At 70.6% G+C, this 17,939-nt stretch carries 16 protein-coding genes and 1 pseudogene; 10 read left to right on the top strand and 7 right to left on the bottom strand.

What is annotated here, in order from left to right:
- Window positions 1–74 precede the first annotated feature (74 nt).
- Window positions 75–758: a pyridoxal 5'-phosphate synthase gene (locus RB628_RS00295; RefSeq protein ID WP_318318163.1), complete on the top strand. Its 684-nt coding sequence runs from the start codon at window positions 75–77 to the stop codon at window positions 756–758.
- A 33-nt stretch (window positions 759–791) separates the two neighbouring features.
- Here RB628_RS00295 and RB628_RS00290 read toward each other — a convergent pair.
- The 3 genes and pseudogenes from RB628_RS00290 to RB628_RS00280 form a co-directional block, all read right to left on the bottom strand.
- Window positions 792–1,658, bottom strand: a pseudogene (locus tag RB628_RS00290) (RNA-guided endonuclease InsQ/TnpB family protein); the annotation flags it as partial.
- Between the two features lie 69 nt (window positions 1,659–1,727).
- The gene (locus RB628_RS00285; protein ID WP_318318161.1) at window positions 1,728–2,360 is read right to left on the bottom strand and encodes a GNAT family protein; all 633 of its coding nucleotides are present in this window, start codon (window positions 2,358–2,360) and stop codon (window positions 1,728–1,730) included.
- Window positions 2,360–2,782: a Zn-ribbon domain-containing OB-fold protein gene (locus RB628_RS00280; RefSeq protein WP_318318273.1), complete on the bottom strand. Its 423-nt coding sequence runs from the start codon at window positions 2,780–2,782 to the stop codon at window positions 2,360–2,362. The genes RB628_RS00285 and RB628_RS00280 overlap by 1 nt, the downstream gene beginning before the upstream one ends.
- A gap of 226 nt (window positions 2,783–3,008) precedes the next feature.
- On the opposite strand from RB628_RS00280, the gene RB628_RS00275 reads away from it, so the two are divergent.
- From RB628_RS00275 to RB628_RS00240, 8 genes are all read left to right on the top strand, one after another.
- Window positions 3,009–4,190, top strand: coding sequence for an NAD(P)/FAD-dependent oxidoreductase (locus RB628_RS00275; protein ID WP_318318160.1), 1,182 nt, complete (start codon window positions 3,009–3,011; stop codon window positions 4,188–4,190).
- 174 nt (window positions 4,191–4,364) lie between these two features.
- Window positions 4,365–6,629, top strand: a complete 2,265-nt coding sequence (locus tag RB628_RS00270) for an acetate--CoA ligase family protein (RefSeq protein ID WP_318318159.1) — start codon at window positions 4,365–4,367, stop codon at window positions 6,627–6,629.
- 28 nt (window positions 6,630–6,657) lie between these two features.
- Entirely contained in the window at window positions 6,658–7,518 is an 861-nt protein-coding gene (locus RB628_RS00265; protein WP_318318158.1) for an enoyl-CoA hydratase/isomerase family protein, read from the top strand.
- A gap of 68 nt (window positions 7,519–7,586) precedes the next feature.
- Entirely contained in the window at window positions 7,587–8,189 is a 603-nt protein-coding gene (locus RB628_RS00260; RefSeq protein WP_318318157.1) for a flavin reductase family protein, read from the top strand.
- 331 nt (window positions 8,190–8,520) lie between these two features.
- Window positions 8,521–9,057 carry a UTRA domain-containing protein gene (locus RB628_RS00255; RefSeq protein WP_318318156.1) on the top strand — a complete coding sequence of 179 codons (537 nt, stop codon included), beginning with the start codon at window positions 8,521–8,523 and terminating at the stop codon, window positions 9,055–9,057.
- Window positions 9,058–9,082: 25 nt separating this feature from the next.
- On the top strand, window positions 9,083–9,598 hold the full coding sequence (locus tag RB628_RS00250) for a GNAT family N-acetyltransferase (protein WP_318318155.1): 516 nt from the start codon (window positions 9,083–9,085) through the stop codon (window positions 9,596–9,598).
- A gap of 70 nt (window positions 9,599–9,668) precedes the next feature.
- A complete protein-coding gene (locus tag RB628_RS00245) occupies window positions 9,669–10,406 on the top strand; it encodes a phosphotransferase (RefSeq protein WP_318318154.1) in 738 nt (245 codons plus the stop codon).
- A 486-nt stretch (window positions 10,407–10,892) separates the two neighbouring features.
- The gene (locus RB628_RS00240; protein WP_412180570.1) at window positions 10,893–12,296 is read left to right on the top strand and encodes an AAA family ATPase; all 1,404 of its coding nucleotides are present in this window, start codon (window positions 10,893–10,895) and stop codon (window positions 12,294–12,296) included.
- 145 nt (window positions 12,297–12,441) lie between these two features.
- Here the strand turns inward: RB628_RS00240 and RB628_RS00235 are convergent, their stop codons facing one another.
- The 3 genes from RB628_RS00235 to RB628_RS00225 all read right to left on the bottom strand — a co-directional run bounded on the left by RB628_RS00235 (window position 12,442) and on the right by RB628_RS00225 (window position 15,690).
- The gene (locus tag RB628_RS00235) at window positions 12,442–13,491 is read right to left on the bottom strand and encodes an alcohol dehydrogenase catalytic domain-containing protein (RefSeq protein WP_318318152.1); all 1,050 of its coding nucleotides are present in this window, start codon (window positions 13,489–13,491) and stop codon (window positions 12,442–12,444) included.
- A complete protein-coding gene (locus RB628_RS00230) occupies window positions 13,491–14,642 on the bottom strand; it encodes an acyl-CoA dehydrogenase family protein (RefSeq protein ID WP_318318151.1) in 1,152 nt (383 codons plus the stop codon). Before RB628_RS00230 ends, RB628_RS00235 begins: the two co-directional genes overlap by 1 nt.
- Before the next feature lie 133 nt (window positions 14,643–14,775).
- The gene (locus RB628_RS00225) at window positions 14,776–15,690 is read right to left on the bottom strand and encodes an SDR family NAD(P)-dependent oxidoreductase (protein WP_318318150.1); all 915 of its coding nucleotides are present in this window, start codon (window positions 15,688–15,690) and stop codon (window positions 14,776–14,778) included.
- Window positions 15,691–15,796: 106 nt separating this feature from the next.
- Here RB628_RS00225 and RB628_RS00220 point away from each other — a divergent pair, with 106 nt between their 5' ends.
- Window positions 15,797–16,732: a cyclase family protein gene (locus RB628_RS00220; RefSeq protein ID WP_318318149.1), complete on the top strand. Its 936-nt coding sequence runs from the start codon at window positions 15,797–15,799 to the stop codon at window positions 16,730–16,732.
- Window positions 16,733–17,105: 373 nt separating this feature from the next.
- On the opposite strand, the gene RB628_RS00215 is transcribed toward RB628_RS00220, so the two are convergent.
- Entirely contained in the window at window positions 17,106–17,627 is a 522-nt protein-coding gene (locus RB628_RS00215) for an ATP-binding protein (RefSeq protein WP_318318148.1), read from the bottom strand.
- Window positions 17,628–17,939: the final 312 nt, after the last annotated feature.

The following is a 17,939-nucleotide window of genomic DNA, read 5'->3' as shown; positions in this document are numbered from 1 at the left end:
CGTCCAGGCCGGCCTGTACGGGTCGGCCTGGACGCTTTTCGTCGCCCCTCGCACCGCGGGCGATACTCGTCCCCATGCGACAGCCACCGCGACCGGAACCGACCCTCCACGACCTGCTCACGACCCTGCGGGTGTGGTCCCCCGACGCCACCACGCTGCCCGCCTTCGACCCGGACACGGCGCCCGCCGAGCCCCTCCCCCTCTTCACCGCCTGGTTCGCGGAGGCGGTGGCCGCCGGGCAGGCCGAGCCGCACACCATGTCCCTGGCCACGTCGGCCGTGGACGGCCTGCCCGACGTACGCACCGTGATGCTGCACGGCGCGGACGCCGACGGCTGGTCCTTCGCCTCGCACTCCGGAAGCCGAAAGGGACGCCAGCTGGCGGCGCGGCCGTATGCGGCCCTCGGCTTCTACTGGCCCGCGCTGGGCCGGCAGGTCCGGCTGCGGGGCCCCGTCGAGTCCGCCTCCTCGACGGAGGCACAGGCCGACCTGCACGCCCGCTCGACGGGAGCACTGGCCGCCGCGCTGACCGGCCGCCAGAGTGAAGTACTGGGCTCGCTCAGCGAGTTGGCGAGCGTCTCGCGGGCGGCCTGGGAACGGGCGCAGCGCGAGCCGGACGCCCCCTCCCCGACCTGGACCCTGTACCGCCTGCGCCCCGCAGAGGCCGAGTTCTTCCAGGGAGACGCCCAGCGCCGCCACGTACGGCTCAAGTACCGCCGTACGGACACGGGTTGGCTCAGGGAGTTGCTGTGGCCTTGAGTGCTCTCCCGGCTGAAGCCGGGAGATTCCTGCTTACCTCGCGGTAGCGGGCTTGACGCGCTGTGCGCGCCTGACGACTGCCCTCCCGGCAGCCGGGATGAGCGCGTGGCCCATCCGGTACAGGTGCAGGACGTTGCGGGCTGCGTTGTGATCGGCGTTGCCCGACCAGCCGTAGTCCGGGTTCTTGCACACGAACACGGCCTGGGACTCCCGGCTGCCGGGCGTGGTGCAGCCGCAGGCGGAGCAGCGTCCAGAGGTACCGGGGGCAGGGACCTTGACCAGGGTGCCGCCGTGCTGGGCCGTCTTGTACGTCAGCATGGTGACCGTCCGGCCCCACGCCTCCCCGCTGATGGAGCGGTTCAGCCCGGATTTCTGGGCGACGTTCTTTCCCGGCTCTTCGACCGTTCCGCTGGCGGACTTGACCATGTTCGTGATGGTGAGTGCTTCGACCACGACCGTGCCGTAGGTGCGGGCGATGTCGGTGGTCGCCTGGTGCTGCCAGTCAAGGGCCCGGCGCTTGGCTTTCGCGCGCAGTCCTGCGATCTGGTCGTAGGTGCGGTGCAGCCGGCGGCTGGTGCGCTCACCGTGCCCGCGGTGCCGCTTACGCCGTGCGGCACGCTGCTCCAAGTGCATGAGCCTGGCCTTCTCCTTCTCCGTCAGCCATGCGCCGTGCTCGTACGTTTCGCCGTCGGAGAGGGCGATGGGCACGGTGACGCCCACGTCGATGCCGACATCCGGCCCGGTGTGGGGCTCGGGCTTGACCTCCAGGGTCTGAACACGGAAGGCGAGGTGCCAGCCGAGCGCGTCCTTGACCAGCCGTGCCCCGGTGATCCGGTTCTCCGCGCTTGCCCGCTTGCCCACCGGCAGATCCTTGGTCCACCGGAAGCGGACCCGGCCCACCTAAGGATGGCCTTCACCCCCGCCCTGAAGGACAGAGCACTGGCCAAGATCAGAGGTAGACGGCCACCCTCACGCTCCCGCGCCCTCCCCCTGATCCGGCGCCGGGTCCGGGTCCTGGGCGATCCGCGCGTGCAGGTGCACATCCCGGAACGCGTCCTGGCGTCCCTCCTCGAACATCGCGCCCCGCAGCGTTCCCTCGTACCGGAATCCGCAGTGTCCGGCGACGCGGCAGGAGGCGTCGTGGCCGACGGCGTGGCCGAGTTCCAGGCGGTTCAGCCCGAGGACGTCGAAGGCCCAGCGCGTCCCGAGGGCGAGGGCGCGGGTGGCGACGCGTTTGCCGCGGGCCTCGGGGAGGACCCAGTAGCCGACGCGGGCGTTGCGTATGAAGGGGTCGATGTCGTTGAGGCCCAGGTGGCCCCGTATCGCGCCGCTGACGACGTCCGTGACGCAGAAGGACACCCGGGTGCCGTCCGCCGCGGTGTCGGAACGGGTGCCGAGGGAGTCCCGGGCACTGTCGAGGTCGGTGATCGGCTTCATCGGGGTGTTCCAGCGCCGGAAGTCCGGGTCGGTCAGCCCGCGCAGCCAGGCGTCGACGTCGGTGTCGGAGTCCGCGCACCACTGCCGCAGCCGGAGTCCGTGGCCGAGCAGCTCGGGAAACTCGGGGACGGGGTGGGTGAGGGACCGCTCATGGATATGGGCCATCAGCCCATTGAAGCCCGTACGGCTGTACGACTCCCACCCCCGGGACGGAACACGGGCACACCCTGGCGAAAAGCGACCTCCAGCCCCATCCCGACCCGCAACCCGTCTTCCCCGCCGTCCACCACCTCCGTCATCATCCGCGGCCCCTCGTCGAGGTCGACGACGGCGGCGACGTACGGCGTGCGCTCCCCGAAGGGCGGCAGGTCGTTGCGGTGGACCACGGACCAGGTGTAGAGCGTGGCCAGCCCGCTCGCGGTCTCCCACGCCACGTCCTCGCTCCAGCAGTACGGGCAGAACTCGCGGGGGTAGTGATGGGCGCGCCCGCATCCCCCGCAGCGCCGCACGAGCAGCCGCCCCTCGGCGGCCGCGTCCCAGTAGGCGCGCGTGAAGGCGTCGATCTCGGGTAGGTCGAACCGGTCCATGCCAGTGCCCACGACTGCTGACTCCCCTGCGGCCAACCAGAATTGACGGTACGTCAGTTCAGCGCACGGGCGCCGTGCACACAAGAGCGCCGCCGCACCGGGCCTGCACGACCAGGCCCTTTGCGCCACCGGTCCCGCCCACCTCCCCCACAGCCGTGATCAATCCGCAACCAATTCCGAGCTTGACCGATACCCATCAAGTAACTACGCGCATACCCTCAGGCACATGACCGACTCCTCGACCGCGCCTTCGACCACGACCTTGACGGCTCCCGTGTACGTCATCGGCGGCGGACCCGGCGGTCTCGCCGTCGCGTACGCGCTGCGGGCCCAGGGTGTGCGGGCTGTCGTGCTGGAGCGGGGCGATCAGGTCGGGTCGTCCTGGCGGCGGCACTACGACCGGCTGCGTCTGCACACCACCCGGCGGCTGTCATCGCTGCCGGGGCTGGCGATGCCACGCTCCTTCGGGCGGTGGGTGGCGCGGGACGACGTGGTCCGGTACCTCGAAAAGTACGCCGAGTACCACGAGCTGGAGGTCGTCACCGGCGTCGAGGTGTCCCGGGTCGAGCGGACCACCGACGGCACCGGCTGGCTGCTGCACGCCACCGGCGGGCGCGAGCTGACCGGCAGCGCGGTCGTCGTCGCTACCGGGCACAACCACACGCCCCGGATTCCTGACTGGCCGGGGCGCGACACATACAGCGGCGAACTGCTGCACGCCGCCCACTACCGCAACCCCGCGCCCTACGCCGGCCGGGACGTCCTTGTCGTCGGGATCGGCAACACCGGCGCCGAGATCGCCGTCGACCTCGTCGAGGGCGGGGCCTCACGCGTGCGGCTGTCAGTGCGCACCGCCCCGCACATCGTGCGGCGGTCCACGGCCGGCTGGGCGGCCCAGTTCACGGGCATCGCCGTACGACGGCTGCCGGTGCGCCTCGTCGACCGGCTCGCCGGACCGATGGCCAAGGTGAGCGTGCCCGACCTGTCCGCCCACGGGCTGCCCCGCCCCGACACCGGCCTGTACTCGCGCGTCAACGCCGGCTCGATCCCCGTCCAGGACGTCGGCCTCATCGACGCCGTACGGAAGGGCCGGGTCGAGATCGTGGCCGCCGTCGAGGGGTTCGAGGACGGGAAGGTCGTCCTCGCCGACGGTGAGCGCCTCGAACCGGACGCCGTCATAGCCGCCACCGGTTACGCCCGGGGCCTGGAAGGCATCGTCGGCCACCTCGACGTGGTCGACGCGCGCGGCAAGCCGCTCGCCCACGGTTCCCACACCGCGAAGAACGCGCCAGGCCTCTATTTCACCGGCTACACCAACCCCATCAGCGGGATGCTCCGCGAACTGGCGATCGACGCGGTGCGCATCGCGAAGGCGGTCGCGCGGCAGCAGTCCGTCGCGGGGAGGTAGACGAGCAACGCAGGGCAACGCAGGGCGCCCCCGGCCGTCGCACCGGACGCGACCGTGATCGCCTGAGCGCCCCCGCCGAAGAAGTTCCTCGCACGCCGGTTCCTGACGGAGTGTCAGTTCAGTAACCTGACACTGCGTCAGTTTATTGGCTGTCACACAGGAGCGGGCGGACCGATGCTTGGATCAACCCACGGCACCCTCACCACCGACTCCCGCCGGGCCCGGGTCATCGCCTGCGGCGAGCAGCCCTCGCCGGTCGTGCACGGCAGGCCCGCCGACGTCGACGACCTCGACGTCAGCGGCCGGCCCCTGTACGCCGGCGTGCCCGATCTCGACCGCTTCTTCCGGCCCGAGTCCCTGGCGGTGATCGGTGCCTCGGACGCCGAGGGGCGGCCGAACACCGGTATCACCCGGCAGTTGCTGGCATGGGCCGAGCGGGTCGGTGCCCGGCTGCACCCGGTGCACCCGACCCGCGAGGCCGTCTTCGGCATCCCCTGCTTCCCTTCCGTCGCGGACCTGCCCGAACAGGTCGATCTCGCCGTACTCCTGGTCGCCGACCCCCTTCCCGTGGTCGAGCAACTCGCCGAGGCCAAGGTGAAGTTCGCCGTCGCCTTCGCCTCCGGGTTCGCCGAGACGGGCGAGGCGGGCGCGGAGGCACAGGCCCGGCTGACGGCCGCCGTCCGACGCGGCGGCCTGCGCCTGCTCGGCCCGAACACCAACCTGAACGCCTTCGAGAACTTCCGCGAGGACCTCGACGGCCCGGCGATCGCCCTGATCACCCAGTCCGGCCACCAGGGCCGCCCCGTCTTCGCGCTCCAGGAACTCGGCATCCGCCTCTCCCACTGGGCCCCCACCGGCAACGAGGCCGATCTGGAGACCGCCGACTTCATCTCGTACTTCTCCGAGCGGCCCGAGGTGGGCGCCATCGCCTGCTACGTCGAGGGCCTCAAGGACGGCCGCTCCTTTCTCCTCGCGGCCGACCGGGCCGCCCGGCGCGGAGTACCCGTCGTCGCGGTCAAGGTGGGACGCACCGAGACCGGCGCCCGCACCGCCGCCTCCCACACCGGCAAACTGACCGGCGCCGACACGGTGGTGGACGCGGCGATGCGGCAGTACGGGGTGATCCGCGTCGACGGTCTCGACCAGCTCCAGGACACCTCAGCCCTGTTGGCGCGCGCCCGCCGTCCGGTCGCCGACGGGGTCGCCGTCTATTCGATCTCGGGCGGCACGGGCGCGCACTTCGCGGACCTGGCGACCGAGGCCGGGCTGCGGCTGCCGCAGCTTTCCACCGCCAGGCAGACCGAGCTGCACCAGTGGATACCCGACTACCTGAACGTGGCCAACCCGGTCGACAGCGGCGGACATCCCGTCGGCGACTGGCGCGGCCGGAAGATCATCGACGCGATCCTCGCCGACCCGGCGGTGGGCGTCCTGGTCTGCCCCATCACCGGCCCCTTCCCCCCGATGAGCGACAAGCTCGCGCAGGACCTCGTGGACGCGGCCGAGCAGACGGACAAGCTGGTGTGCGTGATCTGGGGATCGCCGGTCGGCACGGAGGCGGCGTACCGCGAGACGCTGCTCGGCTCCTCCCGCGTGGCCACCTTCCGCACCTTCGCGAACTGCGTGAGCGCCGTGCGCGCCCACCTGGACCACGCCCGGTTCACCGCCTCGTACCGCTCCCCCTTCGACGAGGCCCCGCGCACCCCGTCGCCCAGTTTCCGCAAGGCGCGGGCACTGATGCGGCCGGGCGAGGCACTGAGCGAGCACGCCGCCAAGCTGCTGCTGCGCGCGTACGGAATCCGGGTGCCGCGCGAGCAGTTGGTGACCAGCGCGGCGGCGGCCGTCCGGGCGGCGGGGCTGGTGGGCTACCCGGTGGTGATGAAGGCGTCGGGCGGCCAGATCGCGCACAAGACGGAACTCGGGCTGGTGAAGATCGGGCTGACCTCGGCCAGCCAGGTCCGGGACGCCTACCGCGAGCTGACCGACATCGCCCGTTACGAGGGCGTGGACCTGGACGGCGTACTCGTGTGCCAGATGGTCGAGCGGGGCGTCGAGATGGTCGTCGGCGTCACGCACGACGAGCTGTTCGGCCCGACGGTGACGGTGGGGCTCGGCGGCGTGCTCGTGGAGGTGCTGCGGGACACCGCCGTACGCGTGCCCCCCTTCGGCGAGGAACAGGCGCGGGACATGCTGACCGAGCTGCGCGGGCGGGCCCTGCTCGACGGGGTCCGGGGGCGCCCCCCGGCCGACCTGGACGCGCTCGTCGAGGTCGTCCTGCGGGTGCAGCGCATGGCGCTGGAACTCGGCGATGAACTGGCGGAGCTCGACATCAACCCGCTGATGGTGCTGCCCAGGGGGCAGGGAGCGGTGGCGCTGGACGCGCTGGCGGTGTGCGGGCCGGGTCCGGAGGACCAGGACGTGAACCAGCCATTGCCCTAGCCGCCACAAGAGACGGAGCAGCACCCACATGACTTCCTCCCCCGAAGAATCCAGCACGCCGGAAATTCCCCTAGAGCCGGAAAAATCCGCCGAGTCGGCTGATTCATTGGTACTGCACGCCACTGACAACCAAGTCTCGTGGATCACCCTCAACCGCCCCGAAACACTCAACGCCATCACCCCTGACCAGCGAGAACGCCTCATCCAACTTTTCTCGGACGCCTCCGCCGACCCCGCGGTACGCGCCGTCGTCCTCACGGGCACGGGCCGCGGCTTCTGCACAGGAGCGGACCTGCGAGGAGGTGGGCAGGCCGCCGGGGAGCGGATCGCCGGTGACGTGGCCCGCGTCATCCGCCTCGGCGCCCAGCGCCTGATCTCAGCCGTCCTCGACTGCGAGAAACCGGTCATCGCCGCCGTGAACGGCACGGCCGCCGGCCTCGGCGCCCACCTCGCCCTCGCCTGCGACCTGGTCCTGGCCGCCGAACAGGCCCGGTTCATCGAGGTGTTCGTACGGCGCGGACTCGTACCGGACGGCGGCGGGGCGTACCTCCTGCCCCGGCTGATCGGCCCGCAGCGCGCGAAGGAGCTGATGTTCTTCGGCGACGCGCTGACCGCCCCGGACGCCGAACGCCTGGGCCTGGTCAACCGGGTCGTACCGGCCGAGGACCTCCACAAGACGGCCCGCGAGTGGGCGGAACGCCTGGCCACCGGCCCGACCCGCGCCCTCGCCCTGACCAAGCAGCTGATCAACACCTCCCTCGACTCCGACCGCGCCAGCGCCTTCGCCGCCGAGGCCGCCGCCCAGGAGATCAACATGACGACGGCGGACGCCAGGGAAGGGGTCGCGAGCTTCGTGGAGCGCAGAAGCCCCCACTACAGCGGCAGCTGACTGCCCTACGGGACTTCACTTCTGACGATCCGTCAGTTCCAATGGAACCTATGTTGGGACAAGCGGGAATGGCGGCAGCTGCCGTCCGTTATCTCAGGTCGGTCGGGGCGCCCACGGCGGCGCCCACAGTCGCGGGCCCCGTCGAAGCGCTGCCCCGGCCGGACTTACGGGCGGTCGGCGACGACGAGCGGGCGCCGGTCGCCCCGGCCGAATTCCGGCACGTACTGGGCAACTTCGCGACCGGCGTCACCGTCATCACCGCACCGTCCGCCGAAGGGGCGACCGCCCCCGCCGGCTTCGCCTGCCAGTCCTTCGCCGCCCTCTCCCTCGACCCGCCCCTCGTCGTCTTCATGGTCGGCCGTACGTCGAGGACGTGGCCGCTCATCGCCCGCGCGGGCGTCTTCTGCGTCAACGTACTGGGCGCCGAGCAGGGCGAGCTGTGCCGCGGTTTCGCGAGAAGCGGCGCGGACAAGTTCGCGGGGGTGGAGTACGACGCGGCCCCGGTCTCCGGCTCCCCGCGCCTCGCGGGCGCCTCCGCCTGGGTCGACTGCACGATCCAGGCGGTGCACACGGGCGGCGACCACTTGATCGTCGTAGGACGGGTGGACGCGCTGGGGACGGGAGACGAGGACGAGCCGCCGCTACTGTTCCATCGGGGCCGGTTCCTCTGACCCCAGGCCCTCCCGGCTCGCCGGGCCGCTGCCGATGACACGAGCACCGGCAGCGCACCACCAGCAGGATGCCCGTCGCGTGCGGCAGCGGCACGTCCTCGATCTGGCGGCACCGTGCGTGCATGTCCACGTAGCCCGGCTCGCTCCCCACCGTGTACTCGACGGACAGAGCGGGTGTGATGGTTACGCCCATGGGCGCCCACCACCGCAGATCCCCTGACCGCCGGCCCCGAAGTCACCCTCCGGCTCCGGCAGTCGGGCACCCCGACTGCCGGCGACGCGGAGCACGTCGCCCAGTACCTGCGTAACGGCCCGCAGCGCGCGCCGCAGGGTGTCTTCACCGGTCGGCAGCGACCGCTACTCCCGCGCCCACCGCGAGACCGGCCTCGCCCCCTTCCGGCTCGAAGCCCAGCGCCAGGGCAAGGAAGCCCGTATCGACGTCGTGGGCATCACCCGGTCACGCCCGCCGCAGGACATCGCCGAGCGCCTTGACGTCCCGGCCGACGACGAAAGCGTGCCGCACCGGGAGAACCACTACTTCGCCGACGACGAGCCTGTTCAGATCGTGTCGACCTACCTTCGCTGGGACGAAGCACAGGACACGGCACTGACGCAGCCCAGGACCGGTCAGGACGGCATCTACGGCCGACTCGAAGACCTCGGCCACGTCATGACCCGCGTACGGGACGAGATCACGGCGCGCATGCCGACGCCGGCCGAAGCCGCCATTCTCGACCTGCTCCCCGGAGTCCCGGTCCTCGACGTCCTGCATACGAGCCTGGACCAGGAGGGTGAACCGTTCGAGGTGTCCCGTTACGTGCACCGCGCGGACCGCACCGGCCTGCTCTACGAACTGCCTGTCGAGTGAACGCCCACCCCAGCAGGAGTCCACCATGGACAGCACCATCGGCATCCGCCCCTTCGAGGACACCGACCTCCCAGGTGCGGCAGCCGCGCTGACCGAGGTGCACGCCGCCGACGGCTACCCGGTCGAGGGCGTCGCCCACCCGGAGGCATGGCTGCGGTCGGACAGCCTACTGGCCTCCTGGGTCGCGGAGGCGGAGGGAAGGATCGTCGGCCACGTCGCGGTGATGCGGCCGGACGGCGAGGATGCCGTGTCCCTGTGGGCCGAGCGGAGCAGGGTCGACGAGCAGCGCATCGGGGTGTTGGCCCGTCTGTTCGTCGTCAGGGACGCGCGGCAACGCGCCCTGGGCGAGCGACTGGTCCGGACAGCCATGGACTACGGACAGCACAGCGATCGCCGCCTCGTACTGGACGTCATGGTCAAGGACACCGCCGCCATCCGCCTCTACGAGCGCCTCGGCTGGCTCAGGACCGGTCGGGTCACACACCACTTCGGCACAGGGCAGTCCATCGAGGCGATCCGCTTCGTGGCCCCCAGCACCTGACCCGGGCCCCGGCGTGACAAGGACAAGGACAAGTGGAGAATTCGGGGTACCGATCGGGCAGGGTGGAGGGATGCCCGAGTCGTCCTTGCCCGGTGGTTTCGTCAATGCCGTCGTTCGTGTCGGGGACACGGTGCGTCGTCCAGCCTCTACTCGCATCAAGTTCGTGGGTGATCTGCTGAGGTTGCTCGAAGCCGGTGGCTGGAGCGGAGCTCCGCGGCATCTGGGTGTGGACGAGGAGGGCCGAGAGGTGCTCAGTTACCTTCATGGCCATGTGGCGTGGGAGCCGCGACAGCCTGCCGCTGTGTCATCGGACGAGAGCCTGGTGACGGTCGCCCGGCTCGTGCGCGAGTTCCACGACCTGACAGCCGACACGCCGCTGGCTGGAGCCCACGAGGTCGTGTGTCACAACGACCTGTCGCCCAAGAACACGGTCTATCGGCTCGTCAGTGGCGAGCTTCGGCCAGCGGCGTTCATCGACTGGGACCTCGCGCCGCCGGGCGCCCGGATCCATGACATCGCCCATGCCTGCTGGCAGTACCTCGATCTGGGCCCCGCGGCGGCCGACGTCGGGGAGGCAGCCCGACGCATGAGGCTGATCGCTGACAGCTACGAGTGGTCGGACCGGCAACGTCTTGTGTCCACGGTCTTGTGGTGGCAGGACCGCTGCTGGCGAGGCATCGAAACCGGGGCAGATGCGGGCGACGTCGCCATGGTCCGGCTTCGTGATGCCGGGGTGGTGAGGGAAGTTCAGAGGGCGTATCAGTGGGTTTCCGACCATCGGGATGCATTGGAACGCTCCTCGCAGTGAGCGCGTGGGGACGGTCGCTCCAGGCCGTAGTGCGGCTTCCTGCACAGGTTGGTCAGAGCGATGAAGGCGCGGTCGGTGCCCAGCTGCTCAGGCGTCGGGCCGGCAGGAGTGGGCGTGTCCGCGAGACTCTCGGCCGAGAAGAAGGACCCTTTTTTTCCACTTCACTCAGCGGGTACGTGCGGAGAAGCGGCAGATCGAGGAAACGAGCGGAGGTGAACTCTTAGATCCTCTTGCTGGCTCCGCTCGGCCCGGGAACGTAGGCCCCGCCTCGCGACCCTGACGCTCCTGAACAGGGGACCGCTTCGGGTAGAGTCCTTAGGACTGCACCCCTAAGAAGTACAGTCCTAAGGATTGCTCGTGCGCCAGGCAACCCCCCCCAAGCCGTCGCGGGTTTTCGACCGCGGCCCAGAATGGGACGCGCTCACCGCCTTCGCGAGCCGGCCCGTACCCCACGCCGGGCTCGGGATCGTCAGCGGTAGGCGGCGTATGGGCAAGACCTATCTCCTGCGGGCACTCGTCGAGCAGTACGGGGGCTTCTACTTCGGGGCCACGGCCGGGACCGAGGCCGAGTCGCTCCGCCAGTTCAGCGCCGCGCTGGCCGAGCATGTCGGTTCCCCCGCGCACTTTTCCTTCGCCACCTGGGATCACGCGATCACGTATCTCTTCGGGCTCGCCACGCCCGGACAGCGGACTGCCGGGAGTCCGGCCGCGGCGGGCGACCCCTTCCTGGTCGTCATCGACGAGTTCCCGTATCTCGCCAAGGTGGCTCCGGAACTCCCTTCGCTCATCCAGCGGGAGATCGACCGCTTCCAGGTGGAGGAGAGCCGTGCGCGGCTGCTCCTGTGCGGGTCGGCCATGTCCGTCATGGGCGGGCTGCTGGCCAGCAACGCTCCCCTGCGGGGACGGGCACAGCTCGAACTCGTCGTTCGGCCGTTCGGGTACCGGGCGGCGGCGGACTTCTGGGGGGCGACGTCCGATCCCGCGCTCGCGGCCCGGCTGCACACCGTGGTCGGCGGCACCCCCGCCTACCGCCGCCAGTTCCTGGCCGACGACGTTCCCATGAGCCTGGACGACTTCGACGACTGGATCTGTCGCACGGTCCTCTCCCCGTACAGCCCCCTCTTTCGCGAAGCGCGGTACCTCCTCGCCGAGGAGGCGGACATTCGCGACACGGCGCTCTACCACTCCGTACTGGCGGCCGTGGCGCAGGGCAATGCGACACGAGGGGGCATCGCGAGCTACATCGGCCGGAAGTCCGTCGACATCTCCCATCCCCTGAACGTGCTGGAAGACAGCCATCTCCTGGTTAGAGAGGCCGACATCTTCCGGGCGGGGAAATCGCAGTACCGCGTCACCGAGCCCCTGATCAACTTCTACGAAGCCGTCATGCGCCCCGCATGGACCCGGCTGGAAGTCGGCCAGGCGGCGGAGGTGTGGGCGCAGGCCGGGGAACGCTTCGCCGCGCAGGTGGCCGGTCCGCACTTCGAGGCGGTGTGCCGTGAATACGTGATGGGTCCCGGGCGCTCGATGCTGAGCACGTCTCTGGGCGAGGTGGCCAGCGGTGTCGTGACCGATCCGAAGCAACGCCGTCAGATCCAGGTCGACGTGGCCGTGGTCGAGCAGGGGTCCGGCGGAAACCGTCCCTCGGTCTCTCTCCTCGGCGAGGCGAAATGGGGCACGGTCATGGGCCTCGCTCACCTTGAGCGCCTGAGCCGGGCGAGAGAACTGCTCGCCGGACGGGGCATGGACACCTCGCAGTGCGGGTTGGCATGCTTCAGCGCGGCAGGTTTCAGCGAAGCCCTGCGGACTGAGGCCGCACGCGGCGGAGTCCTGCTGATCGGTCTCGCGGAACTGTACGGACGGGCGATGCCGACCGGGTTCCTGATCTAGCTCTGATCTGGCTCAGAGCCGCCGGCCTTCCCCCGGACCGACCGGCCGCCGCCGTATCACCAGCGCCATCAGCGCCGCAGCCGCGCACAACGCCCCCGCATGTGGGAGCGCACGCGGGCACGGCCGGAAAGCCAGCCGCCCCGACTCAGAACGTCAGCACCCCCCGGGCCACCCGCCCCGCCTCCGCGTCCCCCATCGCCTTCTCGAAGTCCTCGACCGGGTACGTCGCCGTCACCAACTCGTCGAGCAGCAACCGCCCTTCGCGGTACAGCTCGGCGTACAGCGCGATGTCCCGCTGCGGCCGCGAGGACCCGTAGCGGCAGCCCAGGATCGACTTGTCGAGGTACATCGACGAGACGAGGAAGGACGCCTCGGCGGTCGCGGGCGGTACGCCGAGCAGGACCGCCTGGCCGTGCCGGTCCAGCAGGTCGATGGCCTGCCGTACGAGTTCGACGCGCCCGACGCACTCGAAGACATGGTCCGCGCCCGTAGGAAGCACGTCCCGTACCCCTTCCGTCGACGTCAGGAAGCCGGTCGCGCCGAACCGCCGCGCCACCGCCTCCTTCGCCGGGTTCGCGTCCACGGCGACGATCCGCAGGGCGCCCGCGATCCGCGCGCCCTGGAGGACGTTCAGCCCGACCCCGCCCGTGCCGATCACCACGACGCTGTCCCCGCGGTCCACCCGGGCCCGGTTGAGCACCGCGCCCACGCCGGTCAGCACCCCGCACCCGATGAGCGCGGCCGACGGCAGGGGGATGTCCTTCGGGATGCGTACCGCCTGAACGGCCTTCACCACCGTGCGTTCCGCGAACGCCGAGTTGGACGCGAACTGGAACACCGGCCGCCCGCCCCGGGTGAACGGCTGCCCGGGGCGCCCGATCGCGTGCCGGCACATGGTCGGCCGCCCCCGGTCGCACTCCGCGCACGCACCGCAGTTCGCGAGCGTCGACAGAGCCACGTGATCCCCGGGCACCACATGCCCGACCCCGGCCCCGACGGCCTCCACCACCCCCGCGCCCTCGTGTCCGAGCACCACGGGGACAGGGAAGGGAATGGTCCCGTCCACCACGGAGAGGTCGCTGTGGCACAACCCCGCCGCCGAGATCGCGACCAGCACCTCGCCCGCCCCCGGAGCCCGCACCTCCAGATCATCGACGACCTGGACCTGCTTCCCGTCGAACAGCACACCGCGCATCAGACGACCCCCTTGGGCTCCCTCGGCAGACCGAGCACGCGCTCGGCGATGATCGTGCGCTGGATCTGGTCGGAGCCGCCGTAGATCGTGTCGGCCCGGGAGAACATGAACAGGTGTTGCGCGGGGTCGAGTTCGTACGGCGCCGCCTGCGACCACTCCACCGGCCCCACGGCGGCCCCCGCGCCCCGCACCAGCACGGCCAGTTCCCCGAGCCGCTGATGCCACCCGCCCCACAGCAGCTTGGCCACACTCGGCGCGCCGGCGTCCCCCGAACTCCCCAGTGTGCGCAGGGCGTTCCAGCGCATGACCCGCAACTCGGCCCACTGCCGCACAAGCCGCTCCCGTACGACGGGATCCTCCACCGCCCCGCTGTCGACGGCGGCCCGCACCACCCGCCCCAACTCCCCGGCGAAGCCGATCTGCTGGGCGAGTGTCGAGACCCCCCGCTCGAACCCGAGGAGACTCATCGCGACGCCCCAGCCGCCGCCCTCGCCTCCGACGACGTGCTCCACGCGCGCGCGTGCCCCGTCGAAGAAGACCTCGTTGAAGTCGCTGGTCCCGGTCATCTGCCGGATGGGCCGGACCTCGATCCGCCCCGGCTGGTCCATGGGTACGAGCAGAAAACTGAGTCCGCGATGACGGACGGACCCCGCTTCGGTACGGACGAGCACAAAGCACCAGTCCGCTTCCTGGGCAAGGGAGGTCCAGATCTTCTGGCCGGTTATCCGGTACGTCCCGTCAGCGTCCCGTTCGGCCTTCGTGCTCACCCCGGCGAGGTCCGAGCCGGCGCCGGGCTCGCTGTAGCCCTGGCACCAGAGCTCCTCGCCCGCGGCGACCGGGGGCAGGAACCGGGCGCGCTGTTCGTCGCTGCCGTGCGCGAGAAGGGTCGGAGCGAGCAGGTTCTCCCCGATGTGCCCGGACCGCGTCGGCGCCCCCGACCGCGCGTACTCCTCGGCCCAGGCCACCTGTTGGGTGAGAGTGGCGCTGCGATTGCCGTACCCGGTCTCACCCCAGGAGAGCCCGATCCACCCGGCCTTCCCAAGAATCCGCTCCCAGGAACGCCGTTCAAGTGCCCCATCGACATGCGCACAGAGCCAAGCCCGAGCTTCCTGCCGGAACTCCTCATCCCCGACGCTGAACCCAAAGTCCACAGACCTCTCCTCTCAACACCGGGCGCCCGCACCCGCCCAGGGGCGCTGGGCTGTATCCGATTTGCGGCTCCGCCGCGTGGGCGCGACAAGCCACGGACGGCCCGCAGCCGCCGGACAACACACGCACCCCGAGCTACTGGGCGTTCGGCCGCGATCCATCCCGCGCCGCCTTCTCCATCCGCTCCAACCGCGAAAGCATCGGCATCGGATCAACCCCCACCGACCCCGGCAGGAACTCCGCGATCGTTTCCGGCGTCCACCCGCCGGAGGCATACGCGGCCCGCAGCTCCCGAGGCTGCGCCCACACCGCGATCTTCGGCCCGGCGACCGTGTACACCTGCCCGGTGATCGCCTGCTCCCGGGCCTTCTCGGAGAGCAGGTACACCACCAACGCGGCCACGTCCTCCGGCTCCCCGATCTCCGCCAGCTCCATGGGCACGTTGGCCGACATCCGCGTACGGGCGACCGGCGCCACCGCGTTCGCGCTCACCCCGTACTTGTGCAGCCCCAGCGCGGCGCTCCGCACGAGCGAGATGATCCCGCCCTTGGCCGCGCTGTAGTTGGCCTGGGACACCGACCCCTGGTGGTTTCCGCTGGTGAACCCGATCAGCGTCCCCGTCCGCTGCTGTCGCATCACCGCCGAGGCTGCCCGGAACACCGTGAACGTTCCCTTCAGATGAGTGGCGAGCACCGGATCCCACTCCTCCTCGGACATGTTGAACAACATTCGCTCGCGCAGGATCCCGGCGACGCACACGACCCCGTCGAGGCGTCCGTACGACGACAGGGCCACGTCGACGACCCGCTGGCCGCCGGCCATCGTGGACACGTCGTCGGCCACCGCGACCGCGTCCCCGCCCGCCGCCTCGATCTCCTTGACGATGCTCTCGGCGACCTCGCTCGTCGGCGAGGCGCCGTCGATGGAGACCCCGTAGTCGTTGACGACGACCCGCGCCCCCTCGGCGGCGGCCGCGAGGGCCACCGCCCGCCCGATGCCCCTCCCCGCGCCCGTCACGGCGACCACCTTGCCTGCCAAGAAGTTCCCCATGCCCGGCCCCTTCCCGCGGTTTCTGACGGACCGTTAGATTTTATGTCCCGTCAGATATCCGGAGGCAAGCCCCGGGAGGGACCGGACTCCAGGAAGGACCGGACTCATGTCATTGCCGGCCGAGTTCCACGCCATCGCCAAACACGTGAACAACTGGGGGCGTTGGGGGGCGGACGACGAGATCGGCACCCTCAACCTCATCACCGACGCCGTCGTACGCGAGGCCGCCGCGACCGTCCGCACCGGTCACCGCGTCCCCCTCGCCCTCCCCCTCCAGCAGGACGGCGTCCAGACCGGGGCGATTCCGGGCCGGCTGAACCCCGTGCACGCCATGATCCAGATCAACCAGGAGCTGTTCGGGCCGCCGGGCGGCGGGACGGTCGCGACCAGCGACGACATCGCGACCCTGGGGCTCCAGTGCGCGACCCACTGGGACGCCCTCGCCCACGCCTCCCACTCCGGGAGGCTCTACAACGGCCGCCCGGCGGACACGATCACCGCCCACTCCGGTGCCGGGTTCGCCGGCATCGACAAGGCGCGGCACGTCGTCTCGCGCGGGGTGCTGCTGGACGTGGCCCGCGCCCGGGGCGTCGACCGGCTCGACGGGGGACACGCGGTCACCCCGGAGGACCTGGACGCGGCAGAGGAACTCTCCGGAACACGTGTACGAGCCGGTGACATCGTGCTCGTACGGACCGGGCAGATCCAGGTGTACCTGGGCGGCGACAAGCACGGGTACACGTACCCCTCGCCCGGGCTGTCGATCCGTACGCCGGAGTGGTTCCACGCCCGGGATGTCGCGGCTGTCGCGAACGACACGCTCACCTTTGAGATCTTTCCACCGGAATCGGATGATCTCTGGATGCCCGTCCATGCGCTCGACCTGGTGGAGATGGGGATGCCGCAGGGCCAGAACTGGAATCTCGAAAAGTTGTCCACAGCCTGTGGACAAGAAAACCGGTACGAGTTCCTGCTGTCGGCGACCCCGGAACCGTTCACGGGCGCCACGGGCAGTCCCGTGGCGCCCGTGGCGGTCCTCTAGCCCCTGTCGGCCGGCCGGCGGCGCGCCATCGCCCACCCCAAGTACGGCACATCGCGCACCGCCGCCCGCCTTCGGCGTTCCCACCCCGCTCCCCGTGACCCTGAGGGAGCCAGACGCCGAACCACGACCCGCACTCGCCGAGGGCCCCCGTCACCGAAACCCTCGCCGTCCCCTCGCGGCGAATCGCGCTCACCACAAGCGTGTTCAAGTGGTCACGTCACGTCAACACCCGTTCGGGGATTTATCACTTACGCCCTATTTGCGAGAGCCGCGCACAGGGGCACACCCCGGCGCACCGCACCACACCCGGCCCGAAAACGCCGCCGTTTCTGCAACCGTGCCCCGTCGAGCGCCACGGCGACAGGGCGTCCCGTCAGACGGCTTCGTACGCCGCCATGCCCCCGTACGCGGAGGCGGTGGTGGCGGCCGTGGCGGCGACAGCGTTTCCACCTCCGCACGGGGCCGGGGCCGGACAGCGGTCCAGTTCGCACCAGATCCGCTTGCCGACGCCCTCGGGGCTCCACCCCCACCGGTCGGCGAGCCCGTCGACCAGCTCCAGCCCGCGCCCGTTGGTCTCGTCACGGTCGGCATACCGGGGCGCGGGCGGACAGGCGCTCAGGTCGGCGACCTCCAGCCGGACCATCCCGGCGGCCACACCCTGTGCGCCGGGCTGCGCACCGCACACGCCCTGGAACGACAGCCGGAGCACGGCCGGACACCCGGTGTGCACCACCGCGTTGGTCACCAGTTCGGAGACGAGAAGAACCAGCGTCTCGGCCAGCGGCTCGTCGTCCGCCACCCCGGACCCGGCAAGCCGCGACCGCACCCATCTCCGGGCCCGCCCCACCTCAGCGGGGTCGGGCCGGATCTCCAGCTGCACTTGAAGCACCTGCACCGCTCACACCATCCGAACCGGCGGACACATCGCCCCGCGCCGCACGAGGGCCACGATCGTAGCCATTTTCCGCATGCCCAGAACAACGGCTGGGCCCATGGCCAGATCAGGAATCACAGAACGTGAGTCCCTTACGAGAAAGCATGGTTGACGTACAGTCACGCGAACAAGCGCTTCAGGCATATTCCAACGCGAAGGAGTACGCCTGCGGCATACTGTGCGACGCTCGCCCCGGGAAGTCGAACAGGCGGGTACGGAACTCCGAACCGCCCCGCGAGCGGCGCGCACTGCCGGATCCGGGGCCGCCTCAGG

Source organism: Streptomyces sp. ADMS, assembly GCF_033441795.1.
Lineage (GTDB): Bacteria > Actinomycetota > Actinomycetes > Streptomycetales > Streptomycetaceae > Streptomyces.
The sequence above is the reverse complement of the archived record's forward strand: the minus strand, read 5'-3'. Positions and strand labels throughout refer to the sequence as shown.